The following is a 13,850-nucleotide window of genomic DNA, read 5'->3' on the forward strand; positions in this document are numbered from 1 at the left end:
CCCCATGCCTGTGGTTGCCAGCCGGAGAGGACTCCGGCGCCCACAACGAAGGCCACCGCGCTGATGGCCGCACCGATGCTCGATACCTACCGTGAGGTGGTGACGCCGGAGGGTGTGCTGCTTCAGTTGCCGGTAGCCGGACCGCTGCCGCGGGCCATGGCCTGGCTGGTCGATCTTGGCGTGCGCATCGCGGTACTGGTGCTGATGGCGATTCCGCTGGCGGTGCTGGACGAATTCGGCTCCGGCCTCAACCTGGTGCTGATGTTCCTGGTCTACTGGGTCTACCCGATCGTGTGCGAGGCGCTGTGGGGCCGTACCCTGGGCAAGCGCGCGCTGGGCCTGCGCGTGCTGTCCCGCGATGGCGCGCCCGTGGGCTGGATGGCGGCGATCACCCGCAACCTGCTGCGCACGGTGGACATGCTGCCGTTCGGCTATGCACTGGGCCTGGTCAGCAGCCTGTTCGATCCGCACGGCCGCCGCCTCGGCGACCTGGTGGCCGGCACCGTGGTGGTGCACGCGCCTGTGCTGTACCTGCCGCCGCCACCTACCATCGACAGCGTGCTGGCCCCGCCGCAGCCACTGCGACCGGAGGAACAGGCCGCGCTGATGGCCTTCGCCGAGCGCGCGCCACGGCTGTCGGCGGCCCGCCAGCAGGAGCTGGCCGGCATTGCCGAGCCCCTGACCGGTACCCACGGCCAGGTCGCCGTGCTGCGCCTGTACGCCATGGCCAACTGGCTGCTGGGGCGGCGATGAAACAGGAACAGTTCGTCGCCCGCTACCAGCAGGAATGGCAGGAGCTGGAACAGTGGCTGCTGCTGCGTGCCGGCGCCTCGCGCCGCGCGCGCCGCAAGGCCAGCGGCCTGGCACTGGACGATACCGCCGTCCCGCAGCGCTACCGGCGCCTGTGCCAGCAGCTGGCGCTGGCCCGCGAGCGCGGTTACAGCCCGCAGCTGCTCCAGCGCCTGCAGCAGCTGATGCAGCAGGGCCACAGTGTGCTGTACCGCACACGGCCGACGCGCTGGCGCGCCGCGCTGGAATTCCTCGTGGCCGACTTCCCGCTGCTCGTGCGCAGCCAGGCACGCAGCATGTGGGTGGCGCTGGCGATGTTCGCGCTGCCGGCAATCGCCTGCTTCGTGCTTGTACAGGTCTACCCGGACCTGATCCACACGTTGATGGACAACCGCCAGATCGCCGCGATGGAGCGCATGTACGACCCTGCCGCCGAACGACTGGGCCGCGACAGCGGTACCGACTGGATGATGTTCGGCCACTACATCCTCAACAACATCAGCATTGCCCTGCGCACCTTCGCCAGCGGCCTGCTGGCCGGGCTGGGTACGCTGCTGGTGCTGCTGTTCAACGGCGTCACCATCGGCGCGGTGGCCGGCCACCTGCAGCACATCGGACACGGTGGACCATTCTGGCGCTTCGTGGCCGGCCATGGCGCGTTCGAGCTGACCGCGATCGTGATCGCCGGCGGTGCCGGCCTGCAGCTGGGCATGAAGCTGCTGGCACCGGGCCGGCGCAGCCGCCTGGACGCGCTGGTCGACGGTGGCCGCATCGGTGCGCGGCTGTGCCTGGGCGTGGCGTTCATGCTGCTGGTCGCAGCCTTCATCGAAGCGTTCTGGTCGTCGATCGCGGAAGTCCCCGCATGGACCAAGTTCGGCGTCGCCGGAGTGCTCTGGGCCGGCGTGCTGCTGTGGCTATGGCGTGGCGGGCGTGGAGGCGGCCATGCGCATTGACCGTCTGGACGTAGTGCTGCGTGCACGCAGCGGCTGGGAAGCGATGGAGCTGGGCAGTGCCCTCGCCCGCCGCCATGCGCGCGCCGTGTGGGGCAGCTGGCTGCTGGCCAGTGCTCCGTTGTTCGTGATCTTCAACGCGCTGGGATGGTGGCTGGATGCCTTCGGCTGGGCCTGGCTGGCGATGTGGTGGTGCAAGCCACTGTTCGAGCGTGCGCCGCTGTATGTGCTGTCGCGCGGCATCTTCGGCGAACCGGTCAGCACACTTTCGGCCCTGCGTGCGCAGCGCCACTGGGGCAACACTGGTTCCTGGGGCTACCTGGGCTGGCGTCGCTTCAGCGTGCTGCGCAGCCTGTGCCTGCCGGTGAACCTGCTGGAAGGCAACGCACCGGGCCAGCGCGGTCCACGCCGCCGTGCGGTGGCTGCCGGCGCCGCAGGTGCGGCGACAGTGCTGACCGTGACCTGCATGGCGTTCGAAGCGGTGCTGGTATCTGGTGCCATCGGTGCAGTGTTCATGTTCATGCCACTGGACCTGATGTCCGAATCCTGGCGTGCGGCGTGGGACATGATCGGCAAGGACACGCCGGCATGGGCACGCTTCGGTTTCAATCTGGCCTGCTGGCTGGCCTCGGCGCTGATCGGCCCGTTCTTCGTCGGTGCGGGCTTTGGCCTGTACTTGAACCGGCGTACGCAGATGGAAGCCTGGGACGTCGAAATCGCCCTGCGCCGCCTGCGCGATCGCCTGCTGCCGGCGGCATCGACGCTGGCGCTGCTGCTGTGCCTGGCACTGCCGCTGGTCTCCGCCCCGGTGCATGCGCAGGACGCAGATGCCGAGCCCGGGCGCGCAATGGGCAAGCCCAACGCCAATAACATCGCCGCCGAAGACGACGACGATGAACCGACCATCGACCCGGCCAACACGCCGGCCACCATCTTCGGTGGCACGCCGGTGGACACCGCCGGTTTCCGTCAAGCGGTTAACCGCGCCTATGAGGACCCGCTGCAGCGCCCGACCCGCGAGGTCACCCGCTGGAAGCCGATCGAGCAGGCCGAGGAAAAAAAGAAGGAAGACAAGCAGCTGCAGCGTGACACCAACAGCAAAGGTGAACGCAAAGCGCGCAGGGACGGCATCGCCTGGCTGGCACGGCTGGCCGAATGGGGCCTGTGGGGCCTGCTCGGCATCCTGCTGCTGGTGCTGCTGCTGACCGCGCGGCTGTGGCTGCCATGGCTGCGTGGCAGTGGCCGGCGCAAGGCCGACGCTGCACCGAAGGTGCTGGAGGAACAGGTGGAGTTGCCGGTGGTGCTGCCGCCGGACGTGGCCACCCAGGCTGGCCTGCTCTGGGACCAGGGCCGGCCGCGGCAGGCGCTGGCCCTGCTGTACCGCGCCAGTGTGCGCACGGTGGGCGAGCGCAGCGGTATCGCGCTTCCACCTGGTGCCACCGAAGCGCAATGCCTGCGCGCGTCGCGGCGCATGCCTGATGCCACCGATCGTGACCTGTTCGCGCGCATCGTGCGCATGTGGCAGTACGCCGCCTACGGTGGCCGCCTGCCCAGCCGCGCCGATTTCGATGCATTGGCCGATACCCTGCGCCAGCAGTACGGGTGGCAGGCATGAGTCCGCGCCTGTTCTGGTCGCTGCTGCTCGGTGCATTGGTGCTGTTCGGTGTACCGCTGACCATCCTCTACCTGCGCACGCACGAACGGGTGACCGAGACGATCCGGCTGCCGCCACAGGGCGAAGCCGCCTACAACCCGCTGTACGTACTCGGCCAGGCCCTGCGCGCCGATGGCATTGACGTGCACTCGCGGCCACGGCTGGAACTGCAGCAGATGGCACTGGGGCCGAACGATACGGTGGTGCTGCTGCAGGACAGCAGCGAACTGCCGCCGCCCGTTGCCAGCGCGCTGCTGGACTGGGTCGACGGTGGCGGCCACCTGCTGGTACGTACACCGCCGCCGGCCGAGGACGATGCCGGCAGCACGCAGGGCCCCTTGCTGGACCGGCTGGGCGTGGACAGCCTGTTCCAGCGCAGCGACTGCCAGCCGTTCCATGTCGACGACGATCCTGGCCACGTCGAATTCTGCGGTGGCCGTCGCTTCACCCTGGGTTTTGCCGCCAGTGCGCAGGCCGAACGTCGCTGGGGCACGGATCGCGACCTGGTGTTCGCGCGCCTGCGCCATGGCCAGGGCAAGGTGAGCGTGCTGGCCGACATGGAGTTCATGCGCAGCGAGGTGGACTCACCGGCGGCGCGCCTGGCCTCCGCAGGGGGCAAGGCCAGCGACGGCCTGCACGACGCGTCGCATCGCGACCTGACCCGCTACCTGCTCGATCCGAACTACGGCAAGGGTGCGGTCTGGCTGGTCTATGCCAGCCGCCCGCCGTCGCTGTGGTCGCGCATGTTCTATCAGGGTTGGCCGCTGTGGGCACCGTTGCTGCTGGCCCTGCTGGGTTGGCTGTGGGGCCGCTCGCAGCGCTTCGGCAGCCTGCTGCCGTCGCCGGTTCTGGAACGCCGTTCGCTGCTGGAGCACGTGCGCGCCAGTGGCGAACTGCTGCTGCGTTTCGGCCACGGCGCGCGCCTGTACGAGGCCGTACTCGCCCTGTTCCTGCACCGCCTGCGCCTGCGCGCACCGGTTGCCGCCGCACTCGATGGCGCGCCGCGCGATCAGGCCATCGCCGAGCTGCTGAAGTGGCCGCAAGGCCGCGTTGCCAGCGCGCTCACGCCCCCTCCGCCGCACGATTCCTCCGCCCTGCGCGAGCGCATCCGCTTGCTGCTCCAGATGAGATCCCTGCTATGACCGAAGTCCCCGAGCTGCCGGCGGCCGCCAACGCCCGCCTGATCGAACGCGTCGATGCCATCCGCGATGCCGTCGGCCACGCCTTCATCGGCCAGGCTGATGTGCTGGACCAGATCCTGGTGGCCCTGCTGGCCGGTGGCCACGTGCTGATCGAGGGCGTGCCCGGGCTGGGCAAGACCCTGCTGGTGCGCGCGCTGGCCCAGGCACTTGAGCTGGACTACGGTCGCGTGCAGTTCACCCCCGACCTGATGCCCAGCGACGTCAGCGGCCACGCGGTGTACGACCCGAAGACCGAGAGCTTCAAGATCCGTCGTGGCCCGGTGTTCACCAATCTGCTGCTGGCCGACGAGATCAACCGCGCACCGGCCAAGACCCAGTCGGCGCTGCTGGAAGTGATGCAGGAAGGCCAGGTGACCATCGAAGGCAAGGCCTTCACCCTGGCGCCGCCGTTCATGGCGCTGGCCACGCAGAACCCGCTGGAACAGGAAGGCACCTACCCGCTGCCGGAAGCGCAGCTGGACCGCTTCCTGCTGAAGGTGCTGATCGACTACCCGCAGCTGGAGGACGAGAAGCGCATGGTGACCGCGATCACCAGCGGCCGCGCCGCCAGCGATTTCGACCTGAGCCAGGTGCCGCGCGTGCTCGGCGCCGGTGAGCTGCTGGAACTGCAGCGCGCCACGGCGGCGATCACCGTCGATGACGAAGTGATCGACTACGCGGTGCGGATTGTGGCGGCCACGAGGCAGTGGCCGGGTATCGCGGTCGGCGCTGGCCCGCGTGGCAGCATCGCGCTGGTACGTGCCTCGCGCGCGCAGGCGGTGTTGGCCGGCCGTGACTTCGTCACCCCCGACGACGTGCGCGACATCGCGCGCCCCGCGCTGCGCCATCGCATCGCGCTGGCACCGGAACTGCAGATCGAAGGCCAGGACGCCGACGACGTGCTGGGTGCACTGCTGGCCAAGGTGGAAGCACCGCGCCGATGAGGCCGGCCCCGCTGCTGCTGGCGCTGCTGCTGGCCTGGGCCGCCCTGGGTGGCCTGGTGCTGGGCGGCATGCTGCCGCGCTGGAGCTGGGCGCTGGCCGCGGTGGCGATTGCCGTGCCAGCGTTGATGGATCTGTGGCGGCAGACGCGGCGTCCATCGCCGCAGATCCAGCGTGAGCTGCCCGAAGCACTGGCACTGGGCGTGCGCCGCGAGGCCGCGCTGCGGCTGCAGGCGGACGCATCGATGACGGTGCAGGTGTTCGACCTGGTCCCCGGCGGCTGGCCGCTGGAATCGCTGCCGCAGCGCGTGCGCCTGAAGCCCGGCAGCGCCTCCACCCTGCACTACCACCTGCAGCCGCTGCAGCGTGGGCGCTTCCGCTTCGACGGCGTGCATCTGCGCATGCGCTCGCCATGGCGCCTGTGGTGGCAGCAACGCACGCTGCCTCCCGCGCTGGACGTGCGGGTCTATCCGAACTTCGTACCGCTCACCCGCTTCGCCCTGTTCAGTGCCGACCAGGCCTCGCGGCTGGTCGGTGCACACGTGAAGCGCCGCCGCGGTGAAGGCACCGACTTCCACCAGATGCGCGAGTACCGCATCGGCGACAGCCTGCGCCAGCTGGACTGGAAGGCCACCGCGCGTGCGCGCAAGCTGGTCTCGCGCGAGTACCAGGACGAGAAGAACCAGCAGCTGCTGCTGATGCTCGACAGTGGCCGCCGCATGCTGGCGAGCGAAGGCGGGCTCTCGCACTTCGATCATGCATTGAACGCCTCTCTGGTGGTGGCCTACCTGGCGCTGCGCCAGGGCGATGCTGCCGGCCTGTTCGCCACCGGTGGCGAGCGCCGCTGGGTGGCACCGCAGCGTGGCATGGGCACGGTCGAGCACCTGCTGCGTGCCAGCTACGACCTGCAGCCGCGCGCGGTGGCCACCGACTACCTGGCCGCCGCCACCGAAGTGTCGCTGCGCCAGCGCCGGCGCGCGCTGGTGATGCTGGTCAGCAACGTACGCGATGAGGACATCGAAGACCTGCTGGCGGCGGTGCGCCTGCTGCAGAAACGCCACCTGGTGTGCGTGGCCAGCCTGCGCGAGCGCGAACTGGATGCTGTCCTCGATGATGAGGTGCAGTCGCTGGAGGACGCGGCACAGGCCGGCGCCGCGGCGCTGTACCTGCAGCAGCGCGCGAAAGCGCATGAAGCGCTGCGCAGCGAGAAGGTGATGGTTCTGGACGTGACCGCCGACGCCCTGCCCGGTGCACTGGTGGAGCGCTATCTGGCGGTGAAGCGCGAAGGGTTGCTCTGATACCAGGAACGATTGCCGGCCAGCGGCCGGCACTACCCCTGCAAAAATCGCCGCTGCAATCGCTCCACCGCGCGCTGCAGCAACACCCGATTGCGGGCCAGCTTCATCCACTGCGGCAGGCGCGAGAACATGGATCGGTGATGGCCGCGGCTTTCGCGCAATGTCGCGCTCGCGTACTCGTGCAATGCCTGCAGATGTTCAGCGTTATAGGCCCAGAGCAGGCCTGCGCGGGTCGGTTCGACCAGGCACAGCGGCAATCCGAAGTGCGGATCGGCAGGCTCGGCATCACGCAACGGACGCACCGAGACCGAAACATCGGTACTGCGATCACATTGCGCACATCGAGCAGCGAAGGACGCCGGCGCAGGGATGCCAGCGGGAACCCGACGACGCACGTGCAGCCACTGATGCCCACAGAATCCACAAGGTTGGCGGCCCAGCATGTAGACCGCACCGACCCAGTCACCACTGTCCAGTGCAGAACTGCAGCCGGTGCAGCGGAATCGCGCGGTCCACCGGTAGGGTTTCCAGCTGGCGACCACCCAGCCGGGGGTATCGCAGCGATGGCAACGCACCGCGACGCGGTCCGCGAAGGCCTGCAGGCTGCGCCCGTCATCGAAATGCCGGCCCGGCACGGGCGTGGGACGCCCATGCCGGCCAGGCCAACGCCGCACCGTCATCAGACGTAGATCCGCGTCGGCGCCTCGTCAACGATCGCATGCGGCACGAAGCGCGCACTGTCACGGGTGATCGCGCTGTCGTCCTCGCGGATGCCAATGCCGCAGGCGTGGTCACCCACCACCCAGCTGCCGATCAGCGGATAGCCGCCTTCGAAGCGGGTGAGCGGATGGGCGCGCTGGATGATCGCCGGGCCATCGTAGGGACCGTCGCTGCGCTGGGTGCTGCCATCGGCCAGATGCATCTCGATGTTCGCGCCTTCGCGCGAGAACAGCGGCTTGCGCACCCAGCCCGACGCCAGCGTGCTGCCGTCATCGAAATGCGCTTCCAGCAGGTTCGGATGGCCCACGTTACGCTGCCACAGCAGCGGCAGGATGCCCTTGTTGCTCAACACCGCCTTCCACGCCGGCTCCAGCAGCTGCACGCCCGAACCGGGCAGCGCGCGACCGAATTCCTCGGCCATCAGGTCTTCCAGCGGGTACAGCTTGAACAGCGTGCCGATCACCGAATCGTCCAGCGCGGTGAAGCGGCCGTCCTCGGACAGGCCAATGTCCTCGATGGCGATGGCCTGGCCATGCAGGCCGGCCTGCGATGCACAGTCGCGCAGATAGTCGACGGTGCCGCGGTCTTCTTCGGAGCTGCCCACGGCACTGAAATACAGCGGCGGCGGCAGCTGCGTGGCCAGTTCGCCGAAACGCTCGACCAGCGTTTCGTGGATCGCGTTGAACTGGTCGGCGTGCTGCGGCAGGCGACCGGCGTTGCGCTGGTCTTCCAGCCACTGCCATTGGAAGAAGCTGGCCTCGAACAGCGAGGTCGGCGTGTCGTAGTTCAGTTCGTACAGCTTGGCCGGACCGGTACCGTCGTAGGCCAGGTCCAGGCGACCGTACAGATGCGGCTGGCGCTGGCGCCAGCTGTCGGCGATCCAGTCGCGGTAATGCGACGGAATCGCCAGCTGGTCCATCAGCCGTTCGCTGGCGATGACATCGCCGACCAGGTCCAGCGCCATCTGGTGCAGCTCGGCGCTGGGGTCTTCGATGTCCTGCTCGATCTGGCGCAGGGTGAACGCGTAGTACGCGCTTTCGTCCCAGTACGGCTGGCCGTCGATGGTGTGGAAGCGGAAACCCGCCTCTTCCGCGCGCGCCCGCCATTGGGCACGCTCGGCAATCCGGATGCGCTGCATGGGTCGATCAGCCGCCGTAGCTGCCGCTGCTGCTGCGGCGCGCGCTGGTGTTGCCGAAGCCACCACGGCTGGCAGTGACCGCACGGTTCGGTTCGCTGGTGACCGGGGCCAGGCCGGCCTTGCCCGCGCCGATGCCGCTGGCGGTGTTCAGGCCACCAGTGCCACCCGGTGCCGGGCGCGCCCAACCCGCGTTCTTGTCCTGGTAGGCCGGCGCCGACGCCGGTGCCTGCGGTGCCAGGCCTCCGCGGTTACTCAGCATCTGCGACATGAAGAAGCCCATCATCATCGGGCCGATGAACGAGGTACCGGCCGAGGTGTGCTGCTGCACGCACTGCTCCGGCTTGTAATCCTTCTCGCAGGCTTCCCTGCTGGCGTACTTCGGCGCCGCATCGGCGGCCTGCTTCTGCGCTTCGGCGAAGGCATTGCGGCACGACGACGGATCGCCGGTGGCCTCGGTGCAGGCCTCGACCGACGTGTACAGGCCTTCCTGCACCTTCACCTCCGGCTCCTTCTGGCAGGCGGTGAACAGCAGCGGCGCGGCGCTCATCAGCAGCAGCGCGGTGGTGCGGGAACGTTTCATGGCCTCATGCCCTGTCGACGGATCAATGCCCCAATGATGCCAAATCCGGGCCAGCAACCGGAATCGGCAAAGTCCGAAAGATGAACGGACTTTCATTTTCGTCGGCATTGGGGTCAGAGCCCATCGCGCCGCGATGGGATCCGACCCCAGGCGACGCACCGCTCTGGTAGGTGCCAACCTTGGTTGGCACACATCCCGCGGCGCCCGGTCATGCCCGGCGCGCGCAGCCAAGTCTCCGGCAAGAAGCCCCCTTGTTGTTCAAGGGGGGCGCGCCGAAGGCGCGGGGATAAGGGGAAATGCGCGGACCACCAAGCCGCTGCAAGCGGTGAAGGTGGTTGCAGCAGCAACCGAAAAAATTGGCCATGATCGGCTGACCCCCACGTCGTACGGCCCGCCCGTTCCGCCAGCCATGCCCGAATACCGTTCCCGCACCTCCACCGCCGGCCGCAACATGGCCGGCGCCCGCGCCCTGTGGCGTGCCACCGGCATGAAGGACGGCGACTTCCACAAGCCGATCATCGCCATCGCCAACTCCTTCACCCAGTTCGTGCCCGGCCACGTGCACCTGAAGGACCTCGGCCAGCTGGTCGCGCGCGAGATCGAGCAGGTCGGCGGCGTCGCCAAGGAATTCAACACCATCGCCGTGGACGACGGCATCGCGATGGGCCACGACGGCATGCTGTATTCGCTGCCCAGCCGCGAGATCATCGCCGACGCCGTGGAGTACATGGTCAACGCGCACTGCGCCGACGCGCTGGTGTGCATCAGCAACTGCGACAAGATCACCCCCGGCATGCTGATGGCAGCGCTGCGCCTGAACATCCCGGTGGTGTTCGTTTCCGGCGGACCGATGGAAGCGGGCAAGACCAAGCTGTCCGAGCACAAGCTGGACCTGGTCGATGCGATGGTGGTGGCTGCCGATGACAGCGCTTCCGACGAGAAGGTGGCAGCGTTCGAACGCAGTGCCTGCCCCACCTGCGGCTCCTGCTCGGGCATGTTCACCGCCAACTCGATGAACTGCCTGACCGAAGCACTGGGCCTGTCGCTGCCGGGCAACGGCACCACGCTGGCCACCCATGCCGACCGTGAGGCGCTGTTCCGCCGCGCCGGCCGCCTGATCGTCGAACTCTGCCATCGCTGGTATGGCGGCGAAGACCCGAGCGCGCTGCCGCGCGGCATCGCCACCCAGGCGGCGTTTGCCAATGCGATGACCCTCGACATCGCCATGGGCGGCTCCACCAACACCATCCTGCACCTGCTGGCCGCCGCGCAGGAAGCGGAGGTCGACTTCAACCTGACCCACATCGACGCGCTGTCGCGGCGCGTACCGCAGCTGTGCAAAGTGGCGCCGAATACGCCGAAGTACCACATCGAGGACGTGCATCGCGCCGGCGGTGTGTTCGGCATCCTCGGTGAGCTGGACCGCGCCGGCCTGCTCGAAACCACGGTGCCGACCGTGCACAGCGCCAGCCTGGCCGACGCGCTGGAACGCTGGGACGTGGTGCGCAGTGACAACGACACCCTGCATACGTTCTTCAAGGCTGGCCCGGCCGGCATCCCCACCCAGGAAGCCTTCAGCCAGGCCACGCGCTGGCCGACGCTGGACGTAGACCGCGCCGGGGGCTGCATCCGCTCACTGCAGCATGCGTATTCGCTGGAAGGTGGGCTGGCCGTGCTGCGCGGCAACCTGGCCGTGGATGGCTGCGTGGTGAAGACCGCCGGCGTGGACGAGTCGATCCATGTGTTCGAAGGCCCCGCGCGCGTCTATGAAAGCCAGGACGCCGCCGTCGCTGGCATCCTCGCCGACGAAGTGCAGCCGGGCGAGGTGGTGGTGATCCGCTACGAAGGCCCGAAGGGCGGCCCCGGCATGCAGGAAATGCTGTACCCGACCAGCTATCTGAAGTCGAAGGGACTGGGCAAGCAGTGCGCACTGCTCACCGACGGCCGCTTCTCCGGCGGCACCTCCGGCCTGTCGATCGGCCATGTCTCGCCGGAAGCCGCCAGCGGGGGTGTCATCGGCCTGGTGGAAGATGGCGACCGCATCCGCATCGACATTCCGGCCCGCCGCATCGACCTGCTGCTGGATGAGACCACGCTGACCCAGCGCCGCAGCGACGCCGATGCGCGTGGTTGGAAGCCGCGCGCACCGCGCCCACGCAAGGTCACCAGCGCGCTGAAGGCTTATGCACTGCTGGCCACCAGCGCCGACAAGGGTGCCGTACGCAACACCGCGCTTCTGGGCGATTGACCGCCATACGGTAGTGCCGGCCGCTGGCCGGCATCTGGGAAAAGGGGCTGAGGGAATTAAGTCGTTTGTGCCTAAATCGACTTAATCCCCTCCGTCCCCTTTTTGCCGGCCAGCGGCCGGCACTACCGGTCAGCCGATCACACGCTTGAACGGTGGCAGCGCGTCGATGATGCGCTTGCCGTAGCGGCGGGTCAGCAGCCGCGAATCGAGGATGATCACGCGGCCGGTGTCGGTGGAAGTGCGGATCAGGCGGCCTGCGAACTGGGTCAGCGTGCGCAACGCATGCGGAATGGCGATCAGATTGAAGGCATTCAGCCCACGCCCCTCGAACCATTCGCTGAGGGTGGCGGTCTGCGGATCGGTCGGCACCGCGAACGGCACCTGGGTGATCACCACCGTGGTGCAGGCTTCACCGGGCAGGTCGAGACCTTCGCCGAACGAATTCAGCCCGAACAGCACGGAACCCTCGCCTGCGGCCACGCGGCGCAGGTGCTCGTCGATCAGGCGGGTCTTGGACATCTCGCCCTGAACCAGCACCTGCTTGCGGCGCGCGGCCGACATCAGCCCGGCCACCTTCTCCATCTTCCAGCGCGAGGTGAACAGCACCATCGAGCCTTTGGCCCAGTCCAGCTCGGTGTCGAGGTAGCGCGCCACTTCGCGCGGATGGCCTTCGCGGTCGTCCGGAGTGACCGGGAACTTCGGCACGATCAGTTCGGCCTGGTTGGGCAGGTCGAACGGTGACGACAGCGAGACCATCTCGGCCTCTTCGGGGATGCCGTTGTCGATCGCCAGCGACTGGAAATCGCCGCCACCGGTCAACGTCGCCGAGGTCATCACCACCGAGTCCACTTCATCCCACAGCAGCTTGCGCAGCACGTGCGCGGCCGACACCGGCGAGCCGTGCAGCACCAGATCGCCGTCGCGGGTGGCGGTGACCCAGCGCGCCATCGGCGGCGCACCGTCCTTGTCTTCGCGGCGCCAGGCCTGCCACAGGTTGTACTGCTGCTCGATCATCTCCAGCGCCATGCCCAGGTTGCGCTGCAGGCGCTCGCGCGCGGCATCGTCCGGCTTGCCCTTGGCTACCTGGGCGGTGGCGGCGTGCGCCCAGTTGTAGAGGCTGCGGGTATCGTCAGCCAGTGCTTCGATCGGCTCGCGCCAGGCCTCGGGCAGTCGCCCATTGGCCGCGCGCCACATCGGCTCTTCGTCCGCCGGCGCCGGCATCCACACGCGCTCGATATGATCGCGGAACGCGCGCAGCTGCTTGGCCACGTTGCTGGCCACCTCGATCGCTTCGTTCGGCAGCAGGTTGCCGAGGCGATCCTTGTCGACCGCGCGGTAGGCGCCGGCGATCAGGATCTGCAGGCGACCGGTGCGTTTGGCCATCTCGTCCAGCGCCAGGCTGGCCGCGCCCTGGTCGATCGCCACGTTGCCGATGTGATGGCCTTCGTCCAGCACCAGCAGCATGTCCGACGGCGGTGCGATCAACGGCTGGCCGTTGTCGCTGTCGCCGATCGACAGCGCCGACAGCAGCAGCGCGTGGTTGGTGACCACGATCTGCGCATCGCGCACGGTGTTGCGCGAACGCAGCACCGCACACTGCGCCGAATAGGCACAACGGCGCCCGGCGCAGCCCGAAGCCGGCGTGGTGATGCGGCTGCGCAGGCCGGGGCTGATCGTCTCCGGTGCGTTGTCGATGTCGCCATCCCAGCTGCCGCCGGTGAAGGCATCGGTCAGGCGCTTGGCGATGTCCATCTCGATCGGCGCCAGTGGCCGGTCGAACAAGGGCGCGTCGTCCTCGAACATGCCGCCCTGCGAGCCCTCGCCCTGCGCCTCGGCGGCATTGCGCGTGCACAGGTAGCGGGTACGGCCCTTGGCCAGCGCCACGGTCGCCTCCAGGCCGGTGGCTTTCAGGAAATTCGGGATATCGCGCTCGACCAGCTGCGACTGCAGCGCCACGGTGCCGGTGCTGATCACCAGCTTCTTCTTGCTGGCCAATGCGATCGGCACGCCTGCGGTGAGGTAGCCCAGGCTCTTGCCGACGCCGGTGGGCGCCTCGACCACGCCGACGCCACCACTTTTCGACAGCGCACGCGACACCACGCCGATCATCTGGCTCTGCGAGCGACGGGTGGAGAAGCCGGGGGTATTGGCCTGCAGCGTCGTGTACGCCTTGCGGATCGCGTCCTTCAAGGTGTCATCGAGGGTGCGCGGAGCGGCGACGGTTTCGGTCACGCCGGGAATTACCGTAGCTGGATCAGGCCGGGCATTGTCGCATGGCCGGCCGCATTCACCGCCGCTGGGACCCTGAACGGGCCAGCGACGACGCCCGCTGGCGGTCCCGGTCCAATGGC

General features: G+C 68.4%; 11 protein-coding genes. 7 read left to right on the plus strand and 4 right to left on the minus strand.

Annotated features, from left to right (window positions below):
* Positions 1-63: 63 nt before the first annotated feature.
* From AC5P68_RS11850 to AC5P68_RS11875, 6 genes are read left to right on the plus strand one after another with little or no spacing between them, the layout of a single operon-like run.
* Positions 64-753 (plus strand): RDD family protein, encoded by a 690-nt coding sequence (locus tag AC5P68_RS11850; protein ID WP_005414811.1) that lies wholly within the window; start codon positions 64-66, stop codon positions 751-753.
* Positions 750-1,742, plus strand: coding sequence for a stage II sporulation protein M (locus AC5P68_RS11855; protein ID WP_049403679.1), 993 nt, complete (start codon positions 750-752; stop codon positions 1,740-1,742). Before AC5P68_RS11850 ends, AC5P68_RS11855 begins: the two co-directional genes overlap by 4 nt.
* The gene (locus AC5P68_RS11860) at positions 1,732-3,354 is read left to right on the plus strand and encodes a DUF4129 domain-containing protein (protein WP_049403685.1); all 1,623 of its coding nucleotides are present in this window, start codon (positions 1,732-1,734) and stop codon (positions 3,352-3,354) included. Before AC5P68_RS11855 ends, AC5P68_RS11860 begins: the two co-directional genes overlap by 11 nt.
* Complete coding sequence (locus tag AC5P68_RS11865; protein ID WP_033833771.1) at positions 3,351-4,535, plus strand: DUF4350 domain-containing protein; 1,185 nt, start codon at positions 3,351-3,353, stop codon at positions 4,533-4,535. Before AC5P68_RS11860 ends, AC5P68_RS11865 begins: the two co-directional genes overlap by 4 nt.
* Positions 4,532-5,518 (plus strand): AAA family ATPase, encoded by a 987-nt coding sequence (locus AC5P68_RS11870; RefSeq protein ID WP_033833772.1) that lies wholly within the window; start codon positions 4,532-4,534, stop codon positions 5,516-5,518. The genes AC5P68_RS11865 and AC5P68_RS11870 overlap by 4 nt, the downstream gene beginning before the upstream one ends.
* Entirely contained in the window at positions 5,515-6,813 is a 1,299-nt protein-coding gene (locus tag AC5P68_RS11875; protein WP_049403678.1) for a DUF58 domain-containing protein, read from the plus strand. The genes AC5P68_RS11870 and AC5P68_RS11875 overlap by 4 nt, the downstream gene beginning before the upstream one ends.
* A 32-nt stretch (positions 6,814-6,845) precedes the next feature.
* Here the strand turns inward: AC5P68_RS11875 and AC5P68_RS11880 are convergent, their stop codons facing one another.
* From AC5P68_RS11880 to AC5P68_RS11890, 3 genes are read right to left on the minus strand one after another with little or no spacing between them, the layout of a single operon-like run.
* Complete coding sequence (locus AC5P68_RS11880) at positions 6,846-7,493, minus strand: hypothetical protein (RefSeq protein ID WP_231522481.1); 648 nt, start codon at positions 7,491-7,493, stop codon at positions 6,846-6,848.
* Positions 7,493-8,671 (minus strand): glutathionylspermidine synthase family protein, encoded by a 1,179-nt coding sequence (locus AC5P68_RS11885; protein ID WP_012481554.1) that lies wholly within the window; start codon positions 8,669-8,671, stop codon positions 7,493-7,495. Before AC5P68_RS11885 ends, AC5P68_RS11880 begins: the two co-directional genes overlap by 1 nt.
* A 7-nt stretch (positions 8,672-8,678) precedes the next feature.
* Positions 8,679-9,251, minus strand: a complete 573-nt coding sequence (locus AC5P68_RS11890; RefSeq protein WP_005411539.1) for a DUF1190 domain-containing protein — start codon at positions 9,249-9,251, stop codon at positions 8,679-8,681.
* Between the two features lie 409 nt (positions 9,252-9,660).
* Between AC5P68_RS11890 and ilvD the strand changes: the two genes are divergently transcribed.
* Positions 9,661-11,499, plus strand: a complete 1,839-nt coding sequence (ilvD, locus tag AC5P68_RS11895; protein WP_495217050.1) for a dihydroxy-acid dehydratase — start codon at positions 9,661-9,663, stop codon at positions 11,497-11,499.
* Positions 11,500-11,628: 129 nt separating this feature from the next.
* Here the strand turns inward: ilvD and dinG are convergent, their stop codons facing one another.
* Positions 11,629-13,731, minus strand: coding sequence for an ATP-dependent DNA helicase DinG (gene dinG, locus AC5P68_RS11900; protein WP_033833777.1), 2,103 nt, complete (start codon positions 13,729-13,731; stop codon positions 11,629-11,631).
* Positions 13,732-13,850 lie beyond the last annotated feature (119 nt).

The organism is Stenotrophomonas sp. YJH_SMC_58 (assembly GCF_059369635.1).